Genomic DNA, 23,786 nt, shown 5'->3' with positions numbered 1-23,786 from the left:
ACATTGTAATAAGCCGCTAGACCGATCCACCCGGCTGCCTCATCATTCTCGATGAGGCAGGCCGGATCGATTCGAGCTATCTGTAAATCAACTCCTTTAGCTTCGGCGCCGTGTGCCGACAGCCCCCAAGCCAAGCAAAGCCAAGAGAGCCATTGTTGTGGGCTCCGGAATCTGGTTGAAACTCAGGTTATCAATTGCACCACGAGGATGATCACCAATTCCACCGGTGTGGCTAGGAGTCGTATTGTCGCCACCGTCATCGAAGAGCAACCGATAGCTCACACCTGGATCACCAGTGTAATCAATGTTCACAACTTCACCGCACCCACTACCCTGCGTTGCCACGCCACAGGCGGTGGTAGTGTGCGTGAATACAGTTGCGCTGTCACTGAGTCGGATCAGATTGATGGTCCAATCGTTGGCAGGCTCATGACCGTCATCTATGTGCTGGTCATTGGCGTTGCCGATGATCAGAGAATTAATTCTCACTCGGACGCCCGCGGGCACTGAAAAGTCGACCGTAGGATCCGCAGGGAATTGCCCGTTTTGACTGGAAGTGTCCACATCCAATTGCAATACACCGGGCGCTACTAAAGGAGCTACCCAAGTCGAGGCATTGTGAAACTCAAGCACGTTAGGAATTTGAGGTCCCCACGTAAGAGCCACATTAGGGGTAGCCCCATTCGAAATGTCAAATTCACCTGCGATGCCAGCAGATATATTGCTGCCGTAGTCAAAGGCCATATCTTCGTTGCTGCCATGACCGCCAAACTCCAGCACAGTTGCCTGAGTCGGTCCGACCAGAAGGGCCACAAGGCCCAGCGCGGCGAGAGTTGTAGTTATTCGAGTGCTCATCATTAGTCTCCTCCCAAATGGGTACAGGGTCTTAGAGCCGATACAGACGTGTGCACACGAGCGCACACTCAGGAAAAGTCGGCCCCATATAGTTAATTTTTGTCAGCTACTACAAATGCTTCATCAGACTGATGCGACAAACCCAAAAAACTTGTCGATTTCGCAATGCCTGACAAAGTAGTGATCGGACCTCTAAAGTCTCTCCTTTCCGAAATTTCCAGTCCAATTAAAGGGTTACAGTCCATTCAATGGACCTCAATGCATCTTAGTTTTGTCGTTCTCTGCTCTTGAGTCGATAGTTGCTAGGGGTCATCCCCAAATTTTGGCGAATCACTTTGCCCATCCAATCGCTAGAAGCATACCCAGCTTGTCTTGCTACTATATGGATTGGCAATGAAGTTTCTGTTAAGAGCCATTTTGCTAACTCAAATCAGGCAATAGCAACAACCTCGCAAATCGTGAGTCCTAACTGATCCCGAAAACGTCGCTCCAGGGTTCGACGAGTCGCTGGTATCTCTCGCACGATCGCATTAACGTCAATCGAACGATGTATATTGCTCCAAATCACAACTGCGACTTCTCTGACGAGTTTGTCCTTGGCTTGAATGCCAGTCTGAGTCGCCAGGAGCTTCTCCAGAAACCAATCGAAATCTGGGGCATCCTTAGTCATTTCACTATTCGCACCCTAGTCAATTCCATGATAAGGGGCCGTTTCTATTCGCGCCGCGAAAACAGCCTAAAACTCTTCAAATCTCCCTCCGACCTACAAAAAGCAACCCACAAAAAAAGACCCCTCCCGAAACCGGGTGGGGCCTTTCTCGATATCTCTAGGCCGGCGGTTAAGCCACAATAAACTACAAATCTGTTTTCTACTACTCCTCAGCTTAATAGAAAGGGGATCTCCGTGTCAATTATTCTGGGCGTATTGGGTGAAAAAAAGGGCTGAATACCAGTTTTTCTCAGTTTCCACACTCTCACACCTATCGAGAGAGCAGCCAAGGATGCTCCGGTTAGTAAAAGACATGATGACTTACCTTGTCGAAGCATTCTCAAGCGAAATGGAAGGATTGTTTCGGAGAGGAAGCGATTCCGACGTCACTGGAACGGTTCCCTCCTGTGCCGAAAGCGACTTTCGCAAGAATCCGGGGCGATTGGTCGTAATCGACTCGAATCCTAGTCCTCCCAGTTGCTTTGCCAAGGCAGGATCATCAACAACCCACGTATGAAGACCAAAGCCCGCGTATCGACATCGCATTACAAACCCCGCATCGAGGACTTCGGTTCGGGCCTGTAAGTCCAGCCCATCTGCGCCTATGCGTGACGCGATCGCAATTATTTCGTCTACTTCTGGAGTCAGTCTGTTTTGATTCTTAACTTCTTTGAAACGGACGATCCAAAAGGCTTCGATTTCTGGCAGGTCTTGCTTCGCTACCCGAATTACCTCTTCATCAAATGAAATAATCTTCAAGTTTTCCAGAGGAACACTGGAGTCGAGTAAGACGCATTTTAAATGGGGAACAATTTCTGGGCCACACTTGATCTCGATAAAAAACTTCTTCTCCGGCGGAATTGTATCCATAACCTCCTAAAGAGTGGGAATTCGCTCATTGATATACTTGCGTTCTTTCCAACTGCCCACGTCCAGTTTACGCAGTTCTTCAAGTGTGGCGCTAGCAACATCCAAATCCACGCCGCTGACACGTTCTGTGGTGTCATCGTGGATGCAGACGATCTGGTTGTCGGACGTAAGATAAAAGTCTCCTTCGATGGCGTCGGCTCCTTCTTCCCAAGCGAGTTGAAATGAACTGAGCGTATTTTCTGGAGCATCAGCAGATGCTCCTCGATGTGCTACTAGAAGTTGGGCGTAAACCGAAGTCCCAAGGCAGAAGAGTTGGCAGACCCAAAAAAGACCGACAACAACGAAAATTCTCATGCGAAAAGCACGGCTAGGAGAAACAGGCATACTAAATCAATTCCCAGTGAAATGGTAACTAAGTAGCTTGAGATTGGGAGAAGAAAACTCAATATACAACACCCCTCCCTGAAATGCCCAGGGAGGGGTGGATTGATACATAACGCGACTCTTGAGAGTGCATCCTAAAAAAGTCTAATCTGGCCTCGACGGCCTTGACTATGATTGTCGACGCCTTAAACCTGCGACCGCCAACAACCCACTTAAACACATTAATACCAAGCTCGCAGGCTCAGGAACCAAAGCTGGATTGGCGCTGCCAGGGCTGAGGGTATTGAAGGTTAGAGCCGTCGAGGGGACAAGTGCTGTGCCATCGGAAAAGATGGCCTGAGTGTCATCAAGGGGGTAGGGCCCAGGGTAATCACTATTTGCCTCGTCGATGTCAGCAGCAATCCATTGCCCCGTAGTAAGACGGATCAAGGAGTCTGCTGCGAAGGAAATATTTGGGAAATCAATCCCTCCAGCAAGCATCGCAGCTGCATAGCCGTTGTCGGAACTCCCTGAGTCCTTAGCTGATACTGCGTCAAGGACAGATGACCAGGGCAACGCAACATCGATTGTTCCATCATCGTCGGTGTCCAAGTCATCGCCTTCTAGGCCGGTAAAGCCTCTGACAAGGGCGAATGTATTTGAACCATTTTCAAGATCGGGATCGAAATCGGCTACATTGATTACAGTCGCCGCATCTGGAGCAGGCAACAAGACTGCTGAATCATCCCTCCAAAGGAAGAGTCCATTAGTGCCCGTTGAGAAACCGTCAAGACTCAACGCTTTGTCGATGGTGCCGGACCCACCACCGTCTCCTTCAATCACGAGAAAAGTCAAACCCGAGAGGCTCTCTGAACCCAAGTCGCTAAGGATCTCAAAGAACTCTTTTCCACTATCACTAGAATTTGGGCCGTCATTCTCTGTATTTACTTCAATTTCGTTAATCAAAAGAGCTGCCTGTGAGTGGTTGGCCATTAGCATAAAACTAAAGACCAATAATAGTACAATCATAAAATTTTTCATCAGCGTTACCTCCCAAGTAAAGTTCAAAGAAGTCAGTACAAAGTTCCATTCTAACGCACATTCCGACACAAACAAATAAAAACGGCACTCTTACTATGGCAACTCCACCACCTCGCCACCGGCACGACTGTGCAGAGCTGCGAAAGTAACAATATCCAAGTCCTCGGAAATAAAGTGGACCGATCCATCACCATAAGTAAAATTAGCCCCGCCGGGATGAAAAGAATAAATTTCCTCCAGATTCGTGCAATTGATCATCTGGCCGTCACAATTATTCTTGTCATTTCCCGATTCATCCGTGTAGTTTCCATGCAGTGCAAACCAGTTTTCGCTATTCGCCCAGAACCTTCCGTATGAGTTTGTTTGTCCATTTACAATATGCGATCGATTGTAGACCGTGGGGCGTCCACCGATCTCAAAAAGCATGAAGGAATTGGAGGTTCCATCACTTATTTGTGCTAATCTGACCGGCTTATAATAGGTCCTTGTGGGATCGTAGTTGTTTAGAATGCTCGCCCACTGGTCTTCCGGAGCTAATCGATTCAAGCGTTGTTCAAGTTCTTGAAGGGCAAAACCCGTTGTTTGAGCTGCCGATATGTATGCGCTTACCGAATAATCCGAGACGACATCTTCTTCTCGGCTACCAACAGACGGGCACTGCATCAACGACAATGGGTAGCTGCGAGAGACCTCGAAGTTAGTCATCCCATTGGGATTCTTCTTGCGTTGTTCGTTCCAATTCTGCTTAAAATTATAGAGATCTGCTATATTCTGCTGCTCGATAAAAGGCAGCAAAAAAGTAATCAGGTTGTGACTGTAAAATGCCGCCTGGTCATTGGTGACATTAACTCCTCCAGAGGTGTATGCAGGAGGTAATTCTTTTTTTTGGCCCTCATACATCAGGCAGGCCAAGCCAATCTGTTTCATTTGACTTGTACATTGACTGCGCCTGGCAGACTCGCGAGCCGCCTGAATAGCCGGCAACAACAGCGCGACCAGAACACCGATAATCGCAATCACTACCAAGAGTTCGACCAACGTAAAACCAAAACTCCGTTGGTCAAACGTTCGAACTTCCAAATTAGATTTCAGTTTGTTCATAGAGAATTCCTTAACTTTGCATCCTTAGCAAAACGGGAAGTCTTCCTCAACCGGTTTCTCTAATTCACCTTCGGTTTGCGAAAACTTACAATCATCGTGCTCAACAGCAGAACGACTGCTGCTGAGGAGGGTTCCGGAACAGCGGTTGCCGCACCTGCGAGTGGCGTATTTCCATATTGAGTCTTCCAAATGGCAAGGTCCTCGGGACCGACACTCCCATTGCCGTTGGCATCTCCTTCAGCAAGCGTCGATCCTGTACCAAATCCTCGTTGCCAAGTTAAGAAGTCCTTGCCATCGACGTCGCCATCTTGATCAAAATCTGCATCGTTTATCATCTGCAAAACAGGTGGCGATTCGAAGTCAATGTAAGCAAATGAAAACCCGGTGTCCTCAGGTTCTGTCAGCAAGAACTGATTTTCAATCTCGTCGACAGTTTTGTGATCGATGCCGAGAATGCGGAAACTAAATCCATCGGGGTCGTTCTCATAAACGACACTGTTATCGCCATTACCCTCTGCCGTTGAGTTAAGCAGTAACATACCAGTATTTGGGTTTTTCCCCGGGATCGTAAGCTTGTACTCGCCCGTGCCGACTTTAGAGAGCGTAAAACCAGCTGTGTTGGTTGAACTAATCAATGATCCGTTTGCCTGAGTAACTCCGGCCACTAAATTCTGGGCATCATAGGGCAAGTAAACATAGTTGAATCCATCGTTAGTTGTTGAAGCGGGCGTTTGCTCGGGTTCACCACTATTGTCTAGCAGAACAACGTCCCAACCCGTGCCCGACCCGCCTTGGGGAGTCACAGTCAAGAAATTGTCTTCGTTGGTGTTGGGATTCACCATCAATACACCATTCGATTCCGGATCAAGTCCGGATAGTGTGAAACTCAACTCACTAGTTGTCATGTTTACCAACTGATTGCTTCCCATTTGAAAACCTGAATCAGCTCCAAAAAAAGCAACTGCGTGATTGATGTTAAATTCTGTACTTCCACCGGGCGAAGCACTTGAGGTGGCTGTTCCAACTTGCCAACTATCCCGCAAAAGCGTTGTGCTAGCGAGGCCATATTCAGTGAATCCACCAGTTAAGCTGTTGTCGCGGAGACCTTCACGAACCGACGCAAGCATGACGCCGTCGGTGGCGGCAAGGAACGCGCCGTCAACGGCATAGAAGTTATCCCCTCGGTTAAAACCTAAAGGAGTGACTTCTACGTCTGAGGTTTTTTGGGGAACTGTTGTCAAAGTTTCACCAGGGTTATTGCCCGCAGAAAGTTCAGCTACATTCGCATTCCAAGCAAAAACTCGGGATTTACTGAAATTAGTGAGTGAACTGACCGAAGGAATCGCACCCGGTCCCGTAGCACCACCTGAAAATGGCAAGAATGCGAAATCGAAGTAGTATTCGTTTTCGTTCGTATCTTGCCCCGAACCATTTAAGCCAGCCAAATCCTGTGAAAGAATTACCCAGTCATTTCCAGATGCTTGATAAGTAATCATATTGTCGCTCGCGCGAGTTCCTTCTCCAGTAGGTCCACCATGGGTAGTCACAAGCAGAGTTCCCGAGGAAGGTGTTTGACCAGCAATACTCATTCGGTACTGGCCCTCGAGTTCGCGAACAATTGTCACCGCGCTGCCACTTTGGAAGGCAGTCGAAGGGGGAAGCGCCGAATTACCGCCATTGACCCGACCCAATGTGACGCCTGGTGTATTTCGTGGGATAAAAACGAAAGACATGGATTGGTTGCTAGTTCCTGCACTGCCATTAGTGTTGTTCGGCTTTGTGGTAATAGTGAATCCATCACCACTTGGAGTAGGAGTTGCCAGCGTATACTGATTGGTATCGCTCGCGTGGTTGGCCAATAGTATGCCCTGGCGACGTGAGTCGGTGACCCCCGGGAAGGTCACAACATTGTCACCGTTCCCGTAGAGGTTTTGCGAAATGTTCGCCGAAGTGAGCCCGTTGAGATTAAAGGAGTTGAAGGTGGATCCTGCGGTGGACGAAACGGTTCCACCCAACCAGCCTTCAGAGAAAGGGAAATAGCCGGCCCCGAGATTAGCGTCGAATCGTGCCCCGCCCGGGAATACTGTGTCGGGTGTGTCCTCACCCGCTCTTCTTGTAATCAGATTCAATCCACCTGATCCATCAAGCGAGGTGGAACTAGAAGCATAAAGAGTTTCCGAACCCGCAGTCGTTGTGTTTGCAGATCTCCCATTCTCAGAGATCGATCCGATGAGGATCCCGCCCGATGCGTCATCAGTGGAACTAGCACCAATTCGAATAGGAATATCACCAGTTCCGCCATTGCCTGAGATATTAAAGTCACTCGTTGATTGGCCTGCCGGAATAGTAACGGCTCCGGCGCCACTTACATTAATGTTTGCATTTTCAACTGCATAAACTTGAAGTACCTGAATCGAGGTAAAGCAAGCTATTGCCAAAGATGCTGTGGAAACTCTGCATGCAATGCTGAAAAGTAATCGCTTCATAGTATTCCTCGTTTGTTATTCAAGTGGACCTTTTTGATGCCAATCGGTAGAAATGTGCGTGACTATGAATAAGTTGATCGCCCTAAAACTAGTGTTCGTTCAGAACAATTGCTGCCCATTTGGGGGAGATTTTACGATCTGTTTGTGAAAAAACCGTTAATCTCTCCGCTACAATGAAAAGAAAACCTATCTTGAAAAGGGTTTGCAAAAAAAAAGACTCCGCGAACAGTTCGCGGAGCCTTTCTCATTATTCTCTGGCTCACTCGACCTTAGTGCCCACAAAAGGCTAAGTTTTCAAGTTATCTCCAGATATTAACAGCTATAGAATGCTTGTCAACAGTTTGGGAGTTTGATTCCTCCGGCTCAGTTTACTGAGGGGCGAACAAGAAAATGCCTTTACCAGCATCCAGCAGATACCAGTAAATCCAGTGAATTTCTCGGAGAAATATCCTTCTACCGACGATTTGTAACCAAATGGTCCGAAATTATCGCAATCCCTGGGCAGGTCAATTGTTGTACGCAACGAAAATACCACGATTGAAAAAATCCGACAATTATGATTAGTAGAATTGAATTCGGTTCTGGTACTGTGCGAAGCGATTCTGTGCCAGGAGTTCCTGATCCGAACTGCCTTTGCCATTCCAAGAAATCTGCTCCGTCACTATCTCCATCCTGATCTGCATCCGCCAATGAAGTCAAACCATAGGCTTCTTGCCATTTAACCAGATCAGCAGCATCGACATCTCCATCGCCATCGAAATCAGCAGTGAAAATTGGGATTGGGGAAATGTCCATCAAGAACGCATTGGCGAGATCAGTTTTTTGCAGATCGTGGTGCGGAGAGTAGGTTCGCACGCGCACAGTATGCCCATCATCGAGAAATTCCAACACACGAATCCAACCGCTGCCGCCATTCGCTTCGAACTGCGTGTTGAAAAGGATTTGGTGCACGAGATTTCCTTCAACGCCATTGCTGGTTAGGTATCCCAGGCCGTCCCCACCTACATGACCGCTAAATACGAACTCAAAATTTCCGTGAAGTTTGACGAGTTCGTTCCAAAGATCCTCCCCATCGTTCCCATCAGTAACTGCTGGATAAGTAGCGGGATCTATTTGCCATCTGGTGTCATCCTGATCCGTATAGCCGTGAGTGAGTAGTATTGTTGTATGCTCCTCATACTTGGATTGCGAAACAATTTGATTCGCCCAGGCGACGGTCTGTTGGCGCGGTGCCCACTCCAGGCTAACGACAAGAATTTCCCGTCCGTCGGGAGCGGTGAACTCGTAATACGCATTCTGCAATTCGCCTGGATCCTTGACTCCTTTCAGAATACCCCCTTGAGTGGGGTCGACCAAAGGATTATCTGAGGAGCTAAAATAAGTATTAAACTCCGTGTCGCGGTTTTCCGTGTTCAGAAAACCGTGATCATGGTTGCCAGTAGCAAAAATGTAAGGCACTTGCCCATCGAGTAGAGAAAAAGCATCTTTGGCATGTTGCCACTGTTGCGAACTGTCTTGGTCTCCACTATTTGGAGTTACTGTGTCGTTGTTATTGACGATATCACCTTCTTGCAAGACCAGTTGGATGCCCCAAGATTCTCGATTGTCTCTCACCCACTGAGTCATCTCGCTCAGTATTGGAACTTGGGAGGCGTTCTTCACATAGTTCTGCGTATCTGGAAAAATTACCATCGACCAAGCGGCATCAGGTGATGGAACAAACGGTTCCTGGATTTGACGTTCCACATAGCCGGGAGAGCCGTGGTTTTCTCCGAGGCCACCCATGCTGGTAAAAAAAGCGCCATAGAGTCCGGTCATTGAGGGAAGCCAGTTTGTACCGTCGTCATTCTGTGATGCGGAAAGAGCGTTCGGCCGCAGAAAAATACTCTCCCCGTCCGAGCCTACCAGGTCAGGCCAGCCAAATTCATCGTCATAGTTCACCTGGTCACGAACGATTCCTAGATGATCGCGGATTGCGATGATTTCATTTGTTGGTGAGGGAGTATTGGCCAAAGTCGGAAAGGAACTAAGTTGCAAGCGATTAATCCCCAGCCCCCAATTCACATCAAACAACGCAGAATCTCCAGTGAGGACGAGAGCCTGACTCGGTAACAATACGACACCGGATTGAATCACCGAAGATACGCTGCCGTCTTGTATGTCCTCAAGTGTCCACCCACCGAGATCAACCGCTGAAGACCCGGTATTAAATAGTTCGACCCATTCCTTATTAGTATCCGAACCCTGAGGATCATACATAATCTCACTAATAATCACCTCAGCGACAGCCAGCCGAGTAGAAAAGCAAGTGAGTAGAAATACCACCAATTGAATGCTGGGCAGCATGAAAGGGATTAAAGCACGAGCAGAACTGATAACACACATGGCAAGACTACCTCAGAAACGCCGAATTGATCTATTATACCAATACTCGCCTATATCTTCTCGTTCAGTCTCCAAAGCTCTGGACGTGTGCTCGTGACTGCCAGGCACCCACTTTCGAGAGCCTCTCGGATGTCGACTTCTGTACGACAAAGGCCCCCAGTAATGTGTGGAATGGAACAGGAACGGAGTTCATAAGCTACCTTGACAGCTGCCGCCGCAGGCAAGATTTCGACAACATCTGCTCGCGATTTTTCAGCGACGTTTAGCCCGCGTTCCAAGGCCCGACTATCGGAGAGAAACATTCTGACGATCGAGAGAAGCCCCAAGCGTTTTGCTGCTTTCGTTAACTGATGATGAACCGTTACTATGCCATCAATATTCCCCATGTCAGCCAATAGTTCGAGTCCAGCTTCGTTGGCTTCGAGACCTGCGACGAGATCAATATGCACCAAGATTCGCAAATGATCGAGTGGAGGATTGGCAAAGCGATCAATGGCTCTCGATAATTCTACAATTGGCCCCCCTTGCAGAATTACGCTACTTGCTAAGGCAATCACATCGGAATATGCTCCAATATCCCAGAGGACCGGTATGACGGGCTTTGTGAAAAAACGATCTATTTGATGAGAACTTGGCATCTTACTGGAAGTGAAAAGTTGCGGGAATCAGCGACGGTTCGACCAATCAAGCCTGTCAATACCGAATGGCAAGCGTATAAAGTAACTGCTATTAACTGCAACAAGTTAATTGACACTACTTCGATCAAGTGTACAGTATAAACTAGTAAGAACAATTCGATATTTGCTATCTCGGCAATTGCCGGTTAGTGCACTTAGTGGCCTAGAGAAAAAATAGAAGGCCCTGCGGTGTTACCGCGGGGCCTTTTTTTATTGCGCAATCACTGGAATATCGCCCATGGCTTTAGCAACCGAGAAAGATCTCTCTAATCGTGAATTCGATCTGCTTGTCGTCGGGGGCGGGATCGTTGGTTCCGGCGTGGCCCGGGATGCCGCGATGCGAGGGTTAGCCACTGCGGTGATCGACAAACAGGATTTCGCATCAGGGACAAGTAGCCGATCAAGTCGACTGCTGCATGGGGGTATTCGCTATCTCGCACAAGGCAACATTGGACTCGTCCGCGAGGCCAGCCGCGAGAAAATGGTCATCCACAAAATCGCACCTCATCTTTCTGATCCCTTAGCTTTCATTTTCCCCACCCACAAGAGATCGACATGGTCACTCTGGAAACTGGGGATCGGTGTCAAAGTTTACGATCTTCTATGCGGTAGACGTAATCTAGGGAAAAGCACCGTTCTTAATCGAAAACAGATTCTCGAACTTCTCCCAGGTTTGCAGACCTCGAATTTGAGCGGTGCAGTGCGCTACTTTGACGGCATAACCAACGATGCGCGATTGACAGTAGACACCCTCCGATCGGCATGTAATCACGGTGCCTCAGTTACCAATTACGTTCGTTTTATCGACGCACACCAAGAAAATGATATCTGGCGTTGCGAATTGCAAAATACGACAACAAATGTGTCCTATGAAATTCATGCCAAGTGTGTCATCAACGCGACGGGGCCCTGGTCTCATAATCTGCCACACTCCAAAACTTCTCTGCGTCTTACCAAAGGAGTTCATCTGGTCATCGATCGTTCGCGTCTCCCCGTGCCGGACGCAGTAGTATTTGCGGAAGGGTCAAGGATTCTTTTCGCTATCCCCTGGGGTGAACGTGTAATACTGGGGACCACCGACACAGACTACGACGGACCGATCGACTCTCCTCGCTGCGAACCTGAAGATCAACAATACGTGCTCGACGTAGTAAACGAGGCGTTTCCTGCCGTCGGCCTTTCGAACCAAGACGTCCTCTCCACATGGGCTGGCTTGCGGCCTCTAGTAGCCGACAAGCATGGAAATCCATCGGACATTTCTCGTCGGCACGAGATCAAGATGAGTCATCCGGGATGGTGGGATGTAACGGGTGGCAAACTAACTTCTTATCGGCTAATGGCTGAGGAAACAGTGGATGCCGTAGCTCATTTTCTTCGACCATCTATCGAACCCTGCCGTACTGCCACAACGCCACTCTTAGAGACTCCGAATTCAATTCATGTGAGTGGCATTCTCCCCCCCGAAGTGTCAGAAGCGGCAGTTGAACACTATTGCAACCAGGAATGGGCAGTGCATCTTGATGACGTGATGATTCGACGCACGAGTTGGCGCTATTATCACTCAGACCACATGAGCATTGCCAGGATTGTAGCAGACTGGATGGGGAACTTCCTTGGCTGGAGCGATGTTGCAATGAATCGAGAACTTAGCCACTATGAAATGCTTGCTGAATCCGGCAAAGTTCCTCCACCCCACTTCAATAATAGTTTGAATGGAAACCCAAGTATTTTGTCGCGAGAAGATACATATAGCAAATCGTGACTTGGTCTTCAGACTACTCTTTTGACAAACTTTGAATCTGATCTTGTTCTATAGGAGCTTTCGCGGATGGTTGCTTATTTAGGTGAATTTCTGGGCACTTTGCTATTGGTTCTGCTGGGCAACGGGGTTGTTGCCAATGTCAACTTATCTGAAACCAAGGGGCATCATTCCGGTTGGATCGTCATTACCTTTGGCTGGGGAATGGCAGTGTTTGTCGGTGTCTGGTGTGTTGGCCCGATGAGCGGAGCCCACCTCAATCCGGCAGTCACCTTGGGCCTGGCCGCGGCGGGTGAATTTGACTGGGCGAATGTAGCGGGTTACCTCGGGGCGCAAATGGCAGGGGCGATTGCAGGTGCTGTGCTGGTGTATCTTGTCTACCTAGATCACTATGCTGTGACAGATGATGCCAATGCCAAGCTGGCTACGTTCTCAACCGGCCCAGCAATTAGACGGAACTTTAGCAATTTCTTGAGCGAAGCCGTTGGGACCATGGTTCTGGTTCTGGCCGTCTTATTAGCGGTTGAGCCATCTTTGCTGGCCGAAGGGCCAACCATTGCCGGAATCGATTCTCCCAGCGCGAAGATTGGCTTAGGGACGCTAGGTGCTCTACCGGTTGGATTGCTAGTACTCTCGATCGGTTTATCTCTGGGGGGAACCACGGGCTATGCCATAAACCCAGCGCGAGATCTGGGGCCTCGCCTCGTCCACGCATTCTTACCGATCCCCGGGAAACGTGATTCCGATTGGGACTATGCTTGGATACCTGTAGCGGGCCCCATTGCCGGCGCGGTCTTGGCGGCCGTCATCTACTTGCAGATCAGTTGAGGTCCACCAGCAAAACCAGTAAAAGTTCGATCAATAGAAATCTATTTATCAAGCGAATCAGCATGTGATCCATCACTAGCTGGCGCATTACTTACATGTTTTGTTACACGGACCCAATCGACGAACATCTTTGCTTTGTCATTCTGAATTAGTTCGACCGTGGACTCCGGAATCCCTGAGTAAGGCAATTTCACATTATTCGTCTTGGATGGGTAAGTCCCTCCTAATGCAACATTGAGAATAAGATACTTGGGGCTGTCAAACACCCACTCACCGTATTGCTCAACCATTTTCCGAGTCACACGGTAGACCGGATGTCCATCTACTTTGAATAAAAGTTCCGCCGGTAACCAATCGACGGAATAGACATGCCAGTGTGCTACGTCCTCGTCACTTTTAAAGAAATGTTTTTCGACCAAAGGCGTATTGCCTGAGTAACCTGGACCGTGCAGTGCCACGCTAGTCCAATCCGGCTCGCCCACACACTCCATGATGTCAATCTCTCCAGTTGCCGGCCAAGGACCAGACCCAAGTGCCCAGAACGCTGGCCAGATTCCCGACCCCTTGGGAAGTTTTATTCTCGATTCAATACTACCGTAGACAAATTCTGCCTTTCCCTTGGTGTTGATCCGGCTGGAAACAAAATCGACAGTTCTTCCCCCAGGAGTTCTATATCCAGCCTTAAATCGGGGGTGTAGCACGAGAGTACCATTTAGAGCACCCACGACTTGGCTGCCCTGTAATTGATAATGTGTCTCCGGGGAGTCCACATAAGTCTGCTGTTCATTATTATGCGGTTTTTCCACGACCTCTACATTCCACTGCGAACGATCTAAAGCAGAAGTGGAGAAATCGTCAAAAAATAGAACTTCAGATTCGCAAGTCGATTCTACGGTTTCGGCAGCTTGTGATTGGCCATGGCTCAGTGTTGAAAAAAGCACATTCAATAAAACCGAAGTGACTACGATACGAGTTTGCCAATTGAGAGTAGTCATGAAGTCTTTCTTAGGGCTGAATTATTGGAACACGGAGGCTAGGAAAAGCAAAATCTCTTTACTGTGCCGACACAACTCGTCCGATAGGCCGCATGTTGGAAGGCTTAATACCTGTTAGCGAGTCGCCTAAGTCGGCCCTCGCTGCATCCAGATAACCCTGAAGACGTTTGACTATCTTGGGGTGGTCTTTGAGGACTGATTTCTGCTCTCCGGGATCACGCTCTAGATCGTAAAGTGCTGCGGGGAGGTAAACATCCTTAGGAGCGCTGTAATTATAGATGTTTTCATTGCGAAGATTATTCTTCGCACGCAACTTCCAACGACCGCTACGGACACCATGCAGTTCGTTGCCAAAATAGTATAGCAAATATTCATAGGGTGAAGCGGCCTGGGATTCTCCTAAGACGAGCTGCGAGATGTCATAACCATCGATGGTACGATCCGTAGGTACTTCCCCCCCCGACATCGAAACAAAGGTCGGTAAAATATCCATCGTAGTAGAGATTTCATTGCAAACAGAATCGGCGGGCACGGTATTTGGCTGCCACATGATACACGGTACTCTCACCCCACCTTCATAGGTACTTCCTTTGCCCCCGCGTAGCGGAGTCGCTAATCCACCATCTTCCCCGCGGTGTAGCCAAGGGCCATTATCAGATGTGAAAACCACCAATGTTCGTTCGTCTAATTCCAGCTCGCGGAGGACTTCCAATATCTTGCCGACGCTCCAGTCGATTTCGGAAACCACATCCCCATAAAGGCCTCGTTTGGACACACCTCTAAACTTCTCTGACACCCCTAAAGGCGTATGGGGCATTGTATGGGCTAAGTACAGAAAAAACGGCTTATCCCGTTCTCGCTGGATAAAGTCGACCGCTTCCTCGGTGTACCGCTGAAGCTGCTCATCTCGATCCAGCGGTTCATCGAGTCGCTCAGTCCCGCGAACATACTCATAAGGGGACATATCATTGCTGTATAAGACGCCAAAGTATTTATCAAACCCATGATTCACAGGATTGAATTCCGGCTGATCTCCAAGGTGCCATTTACCGACCATGCAAGTGGCATACCCTGCATCCTGAAGTGCTTCTGCCACAGTGACCTCTTCAGGATTGAGACCCATAGGTGATCCGGGCCAAAGAACACGGCTTGGGGACCGACTCCCATCCTTGCGAACTGCAATTGAAACATCAAATCCGGCGCGCAGCGGATAACAACCGGTCAGCAGCGCGGCTCTGGAAGGAGTACATGTTGGAGAAGCAACATAGAAATCTGTGAACCGACGCCCTTCGCGAGCCATTCGATCAATAGCAGGTGTTTCAATATCTTTCGCACCGAAACAACCCAAGTCCGCGTAACCCAAGTCATCAGCAAATATTACGACAAAATTTGGCCGCTCTGCAGCGTGAATAACTCCAGCGACGATAGTTAGTGATAGAAAACAGATCAGTGATCGATGTAACATGATTAACTTTCAAAAAATACGTCTGAGCTACAAAAAAAGGCTCCACGGTTAAACCGTGGAGCCCTTCTAATAATTCTCTGGCTCGATGGATCTTATTAACGCTGTTCAACGGAAATATGTAATTTTTGCCTTTTGAATATGAACTCTGTCTAAAACTAAATCAACCCCTGAGAGTTACGATAACGACCTTTGGCTGCCGTCAGTCAACAAAACTGCTGAGAAATGCCGCAAGAGGCTGATAATGTTTTCGACCACTCCATTTATCTCCCGTACCGAACACATAAATAATGCCTTCGGCAACTGGCCGCAACGGTAATTGAGGCTGCCCTCCCTTGGCGAATTGGGTTCCCTGTAAGCCCACCTCACGGAGCGTGTTGGCCAAGACATAAGCAACACTCGAAAGCCAGAGTAGAAGTTGTTTAGCCCGCATGGTGGAGGTACTCGTCGGTCCGCAAATAGATGCAATTGCTGCTCTTTGATGCGATTCTTCTTGTTACCGCGTCCGCAATACTATTTTTCATAAACGGTCGCTGCCTCATAATCTTCAGTCGACAAACCGGTGAACACAAAGCGTGGTTTTGCTCCCTTGGCCAGATGTTCGGCCTTGCCAATGACACGTCGATCTCGGCTCCAGCTTTTTCTGGTTTGATAACGAAAATCCTGGTAGACGCGCGCCGCGGTCCACGATCGGTAAGCTGTTGGACGTGCCGCGACTATGAACCAGCTTCGTTGCTGTTGGTAATAGTTGATGTGGTGCGCGGTGCGGAGCTGAATGGATATGGATCTAATGGAATGATTCGCTGGTGGATCAAAACATCGGATGCCACGATCTTGGCCCCGGTGTGGGCCGGCAGTTCTGAGCCATTCCGCATAATCGTTGTAGGAGATCCAGCAAGCGATGGCTGAGTGGCGATGAGGGTGAAGTTCGGGCGAAGCATGCACCGAGGTACTTATAGGGGGGCACTTCACGCTGGCAAAGATTCTCGAGGTACTCAATGAAGCGAATGCTCTCCCATTCAATATTCTCTCAACTGGCAATGCTCACTAGTTTTCTGGCTGCGGCGGGGGTCTCTGAGGCTCAGTTGGTTCAAGTCGGACCGGGGTATGTGAAGGCGCCGTTTGTGCGAGTCTATCGAACTCCCTATGGTACGTCCGTGCGGGCGCCGTTTACGAGAGTTGACGGCGGTACACCTGCATACGGCCGACATTATCGCCAACGACCCTCTGTGGATCAGCAAGTCGATACCTATAACGACGTCGATCAAGGTGCCGACCTCTCGCTATTGGAACGCCAACGCCGCCTCGTTGCCAAGTCCGCCTCGCGACTGGAACGCGATCTGAGCGGATTCCGCTCGGCCAGTCATTGGCAAGCGATCTTACGACTGCCGGCTGAATTCAGGCAGGGACAGACTGCTGGCGAAAGCTCGATGGTTCAACCCGATCCGATCGCCGTTAAATCTGCGCTCGACAACTTCGATGAGGTGGCCAGCAATGACCAATTGCGAAAGATCGCACAACTCCATTCCTTCCGCTCGACGCATCGGCTGCTTCGGGAATACGTCTCTTTGCTGAGCCTGCCGAGCGAGGAGCCGTTGACATCTGGCCCAGCAGCCGATGAACAGCCGCCGGTAGAGATACCGTCTCCGGTCGAGCAACCAGTGGAAGAGCTGCCCCTGCCGCTACTGGAATTTCCTCAGTAAGCTTTCCGCCTCAGCATTCTGCCTGCGCGGATTGGCAATCTCGGTCAACGTTTTGAGTGCATAGTGTTCTCACTAAGAAATTATCGAAATTAAACCCAGAGTGGCGTCAAAGTTCGTGGTACTCACTTTGAATTGCGCTGGGCTAGTGGCTTTAATCTCTTTAGGATTTCATCTCGGTTAGAATATAGAGAACGCTCATTTCCCCACATTTCTCTTTCGTTTCTCCTTGAAACAGTTATCATGTGTACTATCTGTCGAACTTCTTCTCTAATTCCCGTAGTCGTTTACCGGCCAAATCAAGATCTGACTTCTCACAGTTGATTCAGATGAATCGATCAAAATGTTGTCCTTCGAGTTACAAGATGTGATTCCTATGAACTCGATCTCAATCAACCTCCATCGACGTTATACGGAATCTGTCGGTTGTCTCTTGCTATTAACAGTCCTCTCTGCCTGTTGCTATGCGAAGGATCGCCCAAATATCTTGTTTGTTTATCTGGATGATTTCGGTTGGAGAGATGCGGGTTACATGGGATCCGACTTCTATGAAACTCCACACATTGATACACTGGCGCGTGAGGGAATGATCTTTCAAGACGCCTATTCTTGCGCGGCAAATTGTGCCCCAGCCCGAGCTTGTCTTTTATCAGGCCAGTACACTCCGCGACATCAGATTTTTAACGTTGGCACGAAGCCTCGTGGAAAGGCCAAGCATCGCCGCTTGATTCCGATTTCAGGGACTGATACTTTGAGCCCGGAAATTGTCACATGGGCAGAAGTTCTGCAGGCATCAGTGTATCGTACTGGCATTTTCGGAAAGTGGCACTTGGGAACTGATCCCAAGACACAAGGTTTCGATGTGGCCGTTGAGTATAATAAGTTGCCCGGTTTCAAAGGCCATTTTGGGCCTAATGGCGAATATCTAGCCGATGTATTGACGGACCAGGCAATCGATTTTATCAAACAGAGCAAGGACGAGCCGTGGTGTGTCTTTCTCTCTCATTTTGCAGTTCATACACCTCTGCAAGCGAAACAAGAGCTACTGTCAAAATATGAGTCAAAGAAGCCGGGTAAACTTCATAATCACGTTGTGATGGCGACCATGATTCAAGCCGTTGATGACGGGATTGGTAGATTAATGACCGTCCTGAATCAATTGAAGATTCGCGAAAACACAATTGTCCTCTTCTTCTCAGACAACGGAGGCTATGGACCAGCAACGGATATGGATCCTTTATGGGGATACAAGGGGACCTACTTCGAAGGTGGTATTCGAGTCCCGTTTTTTGTGAATTGGCCGGGTGTCATAGAGCCAGGAACAATATCACTCGAGCCAATCATTGGAGTCGATCTCTTTCCGACAATATGCGAGATGGCCGGAGCACCATTGCCTCACCAGCCGCTCGATGGTCGAAGTATCGTGCCACTGGTCCAAGGAAAACAAGAGAGCTTCGGGGATCGTCCGATTTTCTGGCATTTCCCGGCATATCTTGAAAGCTATTCTGTCTACTCTGAGCAGCGAGACCCTCTCTTCCGCTCGCGACCCGTGAGTGCTGTTAGGGTCGGCGATTTCAAGTTGATGGAGTTTATTGAGGATGGCCATATCTCGCTATTCAATCTTCGTGAGGATATTCGTGAGAGGAATAATCTTGCTGGAGAATTGCCGGAAAAGCGCGATGAGTTACATCGCATCCTGAAAGAATGGCAGCACGATCTGAAAGCGCCGATGCCAACCGATCTAAATCCTCAATACAATGCTGCCGCTGAAAGCCAAGCGATCAAGCGAGCCAAGACTAAGAAAAACCTCTAAGCAACTTCAGCAACTCTTCAGTGATCTGTCATCTCGTGAATGGGAAGTTTTCTGTTTGAATAGGGCGTGAATCTCCCGATCTTCACCAATTGCCAATATGCGGGTAGTGGTGGAATTGCGGCCAAAAACAGGGTATTTCTCGGCAAACCAGGGGTTTAGAAATTCTTTGTAACACCCCGATCCCCCCTTCGCTTAGTACTCCAGGGGACGGAGCGTCTCCCGTCCTTTTCAATTCTGGAGGTGCTGAACATGGTTTCTGTCTGTACTAATTCACTCAAGCCGCAATCCCCGACTGATTCCATTTTGTTGAACATGCTTCAAGAGCGGAGTTGCCTGTCTGATGAGTCCAAAAAAGTGGCACGCTCTGCCTTGGACGTGTATCGCGATGGTGAGGATAACATCATCAACGTCAAGATCGGCCGATGGCGGGTGCTGTCGAGCAATGTGCATCGGCGTATTGTCGAGGTCCGCGAATTGGCCTGTGAGCGTGTGGCAGTTCGGATCGAACTGGACGATCACAATCGCTTAGCATCGCATTGTACGATCTGGGAACTGTACGACCACCAGGGTCATTTGCTCTCCATGCTGCAAGACCTGGGGGATCGGGAGATCTGGCTCACGACTGGGTTTCGACGCAAGGAATAAGATTGAACATGAAGAAGCGGAGGTAACAGAGGTTTTGGGAGAAATGGAACGCGGACAAACGCTGATTGGGCTGATTTGCGCCGATGGGAGAGATTGTGCTTCTAAGCGAAAAAAAGCGTGAGCTCATTCCTAGTTCCTTCGGTTGTTGAATCATCCCTTCACTTTGGTTACGATCAACTGTCACTCTTAGTTGAAACGAATTCTTTGCCTCGCGGTTCTTTAATCTTGGCTGGTAGCTTGTATGCTTACAAAGGAAGGCGATAGTGCGGTCCGCGATCAGTTGGCTCTCATGCGGACGCGGATGGCCAATGAACGGACTTTGCTGGCTTATCTTCGCACGGCATTAATGCTTCTCGCCACGGGTGGAACCATTCTGAAATTGTTGGCGGAGACTCTTCCCCTGATGATAGTTGGATGGCTCATCATCGTGGGGGGCATTACCGTTGGTGGCCTGGGGGTCCTGAGGTTTCGCCACTTTAAAAAGCATTATCTCTCCTCTGAGTAACTTGTGCTATTATCGATTCAATTTCTTGCAGGGTGCGAAAAACTATTTCAGCATGAATCAAAGAGGGAAAATTAGTCGCGGACAAACGCAGATTTAGCGGATGAAGCGCGGATCATAATCAGACCGACTTCCTCTGGAATCCGTGTAAATCCGTCCAAACAGTGTTCATCTGAGTCTAACTTTCTTTCTTATTCCAGTATTCGTTGAGCTGAATTGACTCCTGCTGAGTTTACTCATAATCAAAAAACTGGTTGCGGCGATGGGTTGCACACCGTGTCCTGATTTCGATTCGTTTCAGGACTGTGCACTGAATGTGCTGGGATAATACTTCCTCCAAAAACATCGACAATAGTCCATCTTTTTTCCGCGAGCGATCTAAACTATTGAAAGTATCGGCTTACCGAGTTAGCTTATGGTTCTTGACACGGTGGCTGTTTAAGCCCGAAGAATCTGTTTTTTCTTTCTTTTTGAACTCTCTGGAAAACTCAACCATGCGATTCAAGTTCAGTGTGATCTCTTGTCAAATTCTGTCGTGCATAGCACTCGCCACAGGAGTCGTTCAAGCTGTCGATAAACCGAACATTGTTGTGATTTGGGGTGACGATATTGGTCAGTCAAACATCAGTGCTTACACCCATGGGTTAATGGGCTATAAGACGCCTAATATCGACCGGCTGGCGCGCGAGGGGATGCTGTTTACGGACTACTATGCCGAGCAGAGTTGCACGGCTGGTCGCTCGGCGTTTATTACGGGGCAATGTGTCTTCCGCACGGGTCTAAGCAAGGTTGGCATGCCGGCGGCTCCGGTTGGGCTTAGCAGCAAAGATCCCACGATTGCCGAGCTACTCAAGAACCACGGTTACGCGACGGGTCAATTCGGCAAGAACCATTTGGGAGATCGCAATGAGTTTTTGCCCACGGTGCATGGATTCGATGAGTTTTATGGCAATCTCTATCATCTCAATGCTGAAGAGGAACCGGAGCTGCCTGACTATCCTAAGGATCCAAAGTTTCGCGAAAAATTTGGGCCACGAGGCGTGATGGACTGCAAGGCTTCCGCTACGGACGATCCGACGGAACAACCTCGCTGGGGTCGCGTGGGTAAGCAGGTGATCAAGGACACCGGGCCGCTGACCAAGAAACGAATGGAAACTATCGATGATGATGTAGCCGATCGGGCGGTGGACTTCATCGAGCGCGAGGCCAAGGCAGACAAGCCGTTCTTTGTGTGGGTAAACTTCACGCACATGCATTTTCGCACGCACACTAAGCCAGAAAGCGTGGGGCAAGCCGGGCGCTGGCAGTCCCAGTATCACGACACGATGATCGACCACGACAAGAACGTCGGCACGATCCTCGATAAACTCGACGAACTTGGCTTGGATGACAATACGATCGTGATCTATGGCACGGACAACGGCCCGCACATGAACACTTGGCCTGATGGAGCCATGACCCCTTTCCGCAGCGAGAAGAACACTAACTGGGAAGGTGCTTATCGGGTCCCCTGTATCATCCGCTGGCCCGGCAAGATCAAAGAAGGAGCCGTATGCAACGAGATCATGTCCAATATGGACTGGTTGCCGACGTTGTTGGCCGCTGTCGGCGAAGACGACGTGAAGGAGAAGTTGCTCAAAGGTTACTCGGCAAACGGGAAAGACTTTAAGGTCCACCTGGATGGTCAAAACTTCTTGCCCTATTTGACCGGCCAAGAAGAAAAAGGACCGCGGAAGGGCTTTCTTTATTTTTCCGACGATGGAGATCTCACTGGATTGCGGTTTGATAATTGGAAGGTCGTATTCGCCCAGCAGCGTTCCCCCGGCACTCTAGCCGTCTGGGGCGAGCCGTTTGTAAAGACGCGCATCCCTTGGCTCTACAACCTAAGAACGGATCCTTATGAAAAAGCGACGGTCACTTCCAATACCTACTGGGATTGGTATCTCGACCACGCCTTTTTGTTACTGCCTGCTCAAGATGTGGTGGGTGAGTTCATGGCAACTTTCAAAGAGTTCCCACCCCGCCAAAAAGCAGCAAGTTTTACTGTCGGCGATGCCATGGAAATGTTGCAAGGGAGTGGGAGTTCGCACTAGTTAAGGGAAGAGGTGAGTAAGTGAACTTTGAGGCTCCCTGCCCTGCCAGTGTTTAATGATTTTGGCTTGGAGGGAGCCATACCATATTAGGCATATTGACACTTTTGCACGAGCTTCCCACGTGGTCCATTATTGCGTGCTTGCTATGTTTCACTTTTATATCGAATGAGCTGGGCTTCCGCTGGGCTGTGAAAAGAGCCTGAGATGATTCCGAGCTTTCGCGCAGTGCCGTTTCCACAGTCGAGGGAAGTGTGTTTGGCCTGGCCGGGTCGTTGCTCGCGTTTTCATTTTCCCTGACTTCCACGAGGCACTTCGAGCGCCGCCATGTCGTGCTGGATGAAGCTAATGCGCTGGGGACCACGTATATGCGGGCCGATTTCTTGAACGAAGCTGCCCGTGAGGCAGTACAGGACATTCTCCGCGAGTGTGTTGAGGCACGTCTCAGATTACTTGAGGAGGGACGTGATACGACGGCCACGGTCAAGAACAATGCGAGACTCCGTGAATTGCTCGATCAATTGTGGAACCAAATTGCAACCGCCTTTTGGAAGATGCACAACCGACGCGACTCAACACGTTGGTTCAGAGCACGAATGAAACAATCGACCTGGCTGCAACACGCAAGTGGCTAGTTTCAAGTCATTTGCAGACGCCTGTGTTGGTATTGCTTGTGGCCTCGGTGTTGATGTCAAGTCTGCTCATCGGTCATAGTTCGGGACTCTCTGGACGACGCCATTGGGGGGATGTGGGCCGTGCTGAATCTTCTGATGGCATTAGTGCTGTTAGTAGTGTTCGACTTCGATCGGCCTCGGCGGAGGTTAATCCAAGTCAGTCATGCCCCTCTTCTTGAGTTACTTGGGTCAATGGCCAATTAGGCCGCTGCGTCTCACAAAGGTGTACTCGAAGCCGAACTACCTGCTTGTGGTTTTTGCCGTGAATGGGAATGGGAGTGTGAAGAGATTCGAAATGACTCCTTGCAAATTGTAGTTAAATGTGAGGAAATCAAGGCATTCACTCTTTCTCATAAAGTTAGTCCATTTCTGACACCGAATACTTTAGGCCCATCTATGAGCGACTTTGCGTTTAAATCGCTTGGTCCGGCGCTGCATGTCCTGGCTCTGGTGATACTCTTTGCCTTGGTGGCGGCAGGTGTCGCCCTTGCAGTTTATTTGGCGGGCTTGCCAGGGAGAATTGCCGCCCGACGCGGCAATCCCCAGGCCTCTGCTATTAACATCTGCGGCTGGCTAGGACACCCACGGGAATCTTGTGGGTTGTTGCCTTGGTATGGGCCTTTTTGCGGCCCACTGCCGATGCAGTGTCGTCTAATGAGGCAAGTTCCCTTTCCCTTGCAAGGTTGGTGACGCATCTTGACCAACTTGAGGGAGTTGTCGATACCCTCGAACGAAGCCCCGGAGGCACTGTGACATGACATGATTCCTGCAATATTAACTTGTGTCTTTGTGATCTATCTTTATCACGAGCTGAATCAAGGTAACTCGCCA

The 23,786-nt window shown here is 49.2% G+C and carries 22 protein-coding genes and 1 pseudogene; 9 read left to right on the top strand and 14 right to left on the bottom strand.

What is annotated here, in order from left to right; all coding sequences use genetic code 11:
• Nucleotides 1-96: 96 nt before the first annotated feature.
• From Pla144_RS15780 to Pla144_RS15740, 10 genes and pseudogenes are all read right to left on the bottom strand, one after another.
• Nucleotides 97-858: a PEP-CTERM sorting domain-containing protein gene (locus tag Pla144_RS15780; RefSeq protein ID WP_146451631.1), complete on the bottom strand. Its 762-nt coding sequence runs from the start codon at nt 856-858 to the stop codon at nt 97-99.
• Between the two features lie 262 nt (nt 859-1,120).
• Nucleotides 1,121-1,270, bottom strand: a pseudogene (locus tag Pla144_RS25585) (hypothetical protein); the annotation flags it as partial.
• A gap of 15 nt (nt 1,271-1,285) precedes the next feature.
• The gene (locus Pla144_RS15775; protein ID WP_146451630.1) at nt 1,286-1,525 is read right to left on the bottom strand and encodes an AraC family transcriptional regulator; all 240 of its coding nucleotides are present in this window, start codon (nt 1,523-1,525) and stop codon (nt 1,286-1,288) included.
• Between the two features lie 360 nt (nt 1,526-1,885).
• A complete protein-coding gene (locus tag Pla144_RS15770) occupies nt 1,886-2,434 on the bottom strand; it encodes a hypothetical protein (RefSeq protein ID WP_146451629.1) in 549 nt (182 codons plus the stop codon).
• Nucleotides 2,435-2,440: 6 nt separating this feature from the next.
• Nucleotides 2,441-2,818, bottom strand: a complete 378-nt coding sequence (locus Pla144_RS15765) for a glycerophosphodiester phosphodiesterase family protein (protein ID WP_146451628.1) — start codon at nt 2,816-2,818, stop codon at nt 2,441-2,443.
• 168 nt (nt 2,819-2,986) lie between these two features.
• Entirely contained in the window at nt 2,987-3,907 is a 921-nt protein-coding gene (locus tag Pla144_RS15760) for a PEP-CTERM sorting domain-containing protein (protein ID WP_231936403.1), read from the bottom strand.
• 24 nt (nt 3,908-3,931) lie between these two features.
• A complete protein-coding gene (locus tag Pla144_RS15755; protein ID WP_146451708.1) occupies nt 3,932-4,939 on the bottom strand; it encodes a DUF1559 family PulG-like putative transporter in 1,008 nt (335 codons plus the stop codon).
• Nucleotides 4,940-4,998: 59 nt separating this feature from the next.
• Nucleotides 4,999-7,425, bottom strand: a complete 2,427-nt coding sequence (locus Pla144_RS15750; RefSeq protein ID WP_146451626.1) for a hypothetical protein — start codon at nt 7,423-7,425, stop codon at nt 4,999-5,001.
• Between the two features lie 453 nt (nt 7,426-7,878).
• Nucleotides 7,879-9,810 (bottom strand): lamin tail domain-containing protein, encoded by a 1,932-nt coding sequence (locus Pla144_RS15745; RefSeq protein WP_146451625.1) that lies wholly within the window; start codon nt 9,808-9,810, stop codon nt 7,879-7,881.
• Nucleotides 9,811-9,860: 50 nt separating this feature from the next.
• Complete coding sequence (locus Pla144_RS15740) at nt 9,861-10,448, bottom strand: glycerol-3-phosphate responsive antiterminator (RefSeq protein WP_146451624.1); 588 nt, start codon at nt 10,446-10,448, stop codon at nt 9,861-9,863.
• A 277-nt stretch (nt 10,449-10,725) separates the two neighbouring features.
• On the opposite strand from Pla144_RS15740, the gene Pla144_RS15735 reads away from it, so the two are divergent.
• Both Pla144_RS15735 and Pla144_RS15730 read left to right on the top strand, forming a co-directional pair.
• Nucleotides 10,726-12,249 (top strand): glycerol-3-phosphate dehydrogenase/oxidase, encoded by a 1,524-nt coding sequence (locus Pla144_RS15735; RefSeq protein WP_146451623.1) that lies wholly within the window; start codon nt 10,726-10,728, stop codon nt 12,247-12,249.
• A 66-nt stretch (nt 12,250-12,315) separates the two neighbouring features.
• Entirely contained in the window at nt 12,316-13,074 is a 759-nt protein-coding gene (locus Pla144_RS15730; RefSeq protein ID WP_146451622.1) for an MIP/aquaporin family protein, read from the top strand.
• A gap of 41 nt (nt 13,075-13,115) precedes the next feature.
• Here the strand turns inward: Pla144_RS15730 and Pla144_RS15725 are convergent, their stop codons facing one another.
• From Pla144_RS15725 to Pla144_RS15710, 4 genes are all read right to left on the bottom strand, one after another.
• A complete protein-coding gene (locus Pla144_RS15725; RefSeq protein WP_146451621.1) occupies nt 13,116-14,069 on the bottom strand; it encodes a glycoside hydrolase family 16 protein in 954 nt (317 codons plus the stop codon).
• Between the two features lie 58 nt (nt 14,070-14,127).
• Nucleotides 14,128-15,534 (bottom strand): sulfatase family protein, encoded by a 1,407-nt coding sequence (locus Pla144_RS15720; protein WP_146451620.1) that lies wholly within the window; start codon nt 15,532-15,534, stop codon nt 14,128-14,130.
• Between the two features lie 199 nt (nt 15,535-15,733).
• Nucleotides 15,734-15,964, bottom strand: coding sequence for a hypothetical protein (locus Pla144_RS15715; protein ID WP_146451619.1), 231 nt, complete (start codon nt 15,962-15,964; stop codon nt 15,734-15,736).
• Nucleotides 15,965-16,044: 80 nt separating this feature from the next.
• Nucleotides 16,045-16,530 (bottom strand): transposase, encoded by a 486-nt coding sequence (locus Pla144_RS15710; protein WP_197530727.1) that lies wholly within the window; start codon nt 16,528-16,530, stop codon nt 16,045-16,047.
• Here Pla144_RS15710 and Pla144_RS15705 point away from each other — a divergent pair.
• From Pla144_RS15705 to Pla144_RS15675, 7 genes are all read left to right on the top strand, one after another.
• Entirely contained in the window at nt 16,530-17,234 is a 705-nt protein-coding gene (locus tag Pla144_RS15705; RefSeq protein WP_197530726.1) for a hypothetical protein, read from the top strand. The genes Pla144_RS15710 and Pla144_RS15705 overlap by 1 nt on opposite strands.
• Nucleotides 17,235-17,607: 373 nt before the next feature.
• A complete protein-coding gene (locus Pla144_RS15700) occupies nt 17,608-19,044 on the top strand; it encodes a sulfatase (RefSeq protein WP_197530725.1) in 1,437 nt (478 codons plus the stop codon).
• Nucleotides 19,045-19,293: 249 nt separating this feature from the next.
• Nucleotides 19,294-19,689: a hypothetical protein gene (locus Pla144_RS15695; RefSeq protein WP_146451615.1), complete on the top strand. Its 396-nt coding sequence runs from the start codon at nt 19,294-19,296 to the stop codon at nt 19,687-19,689.
• Nucleotides 19,690-19,930: 241 nt separating this feature from the next.
• A complete protein-coding gene (locus Pla144_RS15690) occupies nt 19,931-20,194 on the top strand; it encodes a DUF202 domain-containing protein (RefSeq protein WP_146451614.1) in 264 nt (87 codons plus the stop codon).
• A 491-nt stretch (nt 20,195-20,685) separates the two neighbouring features.
• Nucleotides 20,686-22,284 (top strand): arylsulfatase, encoded by a 1,599-nt coding sequence (locus Pla144_RS15685; protein ID WP_146451613.1) that lies wholly within the window; start codon nt 20,686-20,688, stop codon nt 22,282-22,284.
• 251 nt (nt 22,285-22,535) lie between these two features.
• A complete protein-coding gene (locus tag Pla144_RS15680; RefSeq protein ID WP_146451612.1) occupies nt 22,536-22,916 on the top strand; it encodes a hypothetical protein in 381 nt (126 codons plus the stop codon).
• A gap of 435 nt (nt 22,917-23,351) precedes the next feature.
• Complete coding sequence (locus tag Pla144_RS15675; protein ID WP_146451611.1) at nt 23,352-23,645, top strand: DUF3302 domain-containing protein; 294 nt, start codon at nt 23,352-23,354, stop codon at nt 23,643-23,645.
• Nucleotides 23,646-23,786 lie beyond the last annotated feature (141 nt).

Source organism: Bythopirellula polymerisocia (genome assembly GCF_007860015.1).
Taxonomy (GTDB): Bacteria; Planctomycetota; Planctomycetia; order Pirellulales; family Lacipirellulaceae; genus Bythopirellula; species Bythopirellula polymerisocia.
This window is presented reverse-complemented; position numbering and strand designations above follow the sequence as displayed.

Excerpts from the sequence above, each read along its gene's own strand:
- Pla144_RS15755 (WP_146451708.1), bottom strand. The coding sequence starts at position 4,939 with ATGAACAAACTGAAATCTAATTTGGAAGTTCGAACGTTTGACCAACGG.
- Pla144_RS15725 (WP_146451621.1), bottom strand. The coding sequence starts at position 14,069 with ATGACTACTCTCAATTGGCAAACTCGTATCGTAGTCACTTCGGTTTTA.
- Pla144_RS15750 (WP_146451626.1), bottom strand. The coding sequence starts at position 7,425 with ATGAAGCGATTACTTTTCAGCATTGCATGCAGAGTTTCCACAGCATCT.
- Pla144_RS15690 (WP_146451614.1), top strand. The coding sequence starts at position 19,931 with ATGCTTACAAAGGAAGGCGATAGTGCGGTCCGCGATCAGTTGGCTCTC.
- Pla144_RS15745 (WP_146451625.1), bottom strand. The coding sequence starts at position 9,810 with ATGTGTGTTATCAGTTCTGCTCGTGCTTTAATCCCTTTCATGCTGCCC.
- Pla144_RS15685 (WP_146451613.1), top strand. The coding sequence starts at position 20,686 with ATGCGATTCAAGTTCAGTGTGATCTCTTGTCAAATTCTGTCGTGCATA.
- Pla144_RS15720 (WP_146451620.1), bottom strand. The coding sequence starts at position 15,534 with ATGTTACATCGATCACTGATCTGTTTTCTATCACTAACTATCGTCGCT.
- Pla144_RS15675 (WP_146451611.1), top strand. The coding sequence starts at position 23,352 with ATGAGCGACTTTGCGTTTAAATCGCTTGGTCCGGCGCTGCATGTCCTG.
- Pla144_RS15735 (WP_146451623.1), top strand. The coding sequence starts at position 10,726 with ATGGCTTTAGCAACCGAGAAAGATCTCTCTAATCGTGAATTCGATCTG.
- Pla144_RS15765 (WP_146451628.1), bottom strand. The coding sequence starts at position 2,818 with ATGCCTGTTTCTCCTAGCCGTGCTTTTCGCATGAGAATTTTCGTTGTT.
- Pla144_RS15730 (WP_146451622.1), top strand. The coding sequence starts at position 12,316 with ATGGTTGCTTATTTAGGTGAATTTCTGGGCACTTTGCTATTGGTTCTG.
- Pla144_RS15740 (WP_146451624.1), bottom strand. The coding sequence starts at position 10,448 with ATGCCAAGTTCTCATCAAATAGATCGTTTTTTCACAAAGCCCGTCATA.
- Pla144_RS15715 (WP_146451619.1), bottom strand. The coding sequence starts at position 15,964 with ATGCGGGCTAAACAACTTCTACTCTGGCTTTCGAGTGTTGCTTATGTC.
- Pla144_RS15770 (WP_146451629.1), bottom strand. The coding sequence starts at position 2,434 with ATGGATACAATTCCGCCGGAGAAGAAGTTTTTTATCGAGATCAAGTGT.
- Pla144_RS15780 (WP_146451631.1), bottom strand. The coding sequence starts at position 858 with ATGATGAGCACTCGAATAACTACAACTCTCGCCGCGCTGGGCCTTGTG.
- Pla144_RS15705 (WP_197530726.1), top strand. The coding sequence starts at position 16,530 with ATGAAGCGAATGCTCTCCCATTCAATATTCTCTCAACTGGCAATGCTC.
- Pla144_RS15695 (WP_146451615.1), top strand. The coding sequence starts at position 19,294 with ATGGTTTCTGTCTGTACTAATTCACTCAAGCCGCAATCCCCGACTGAT.
- Pla144_RS15775 (WP_146451630.1), bottom strand. The coding sequence starts at position 1,525 with ATGACTAAGGATGCCCCAGATTTCGATTGGTTTCTGGAGAAGCTCCTG.
- Pla144_RS15700 (WP_197530725.1), top strand. The coding sequence starts at position 17,608 with ATGAACTCGATCTCAATCAACCTCCATCGACGTTATACGGAATCTGTC.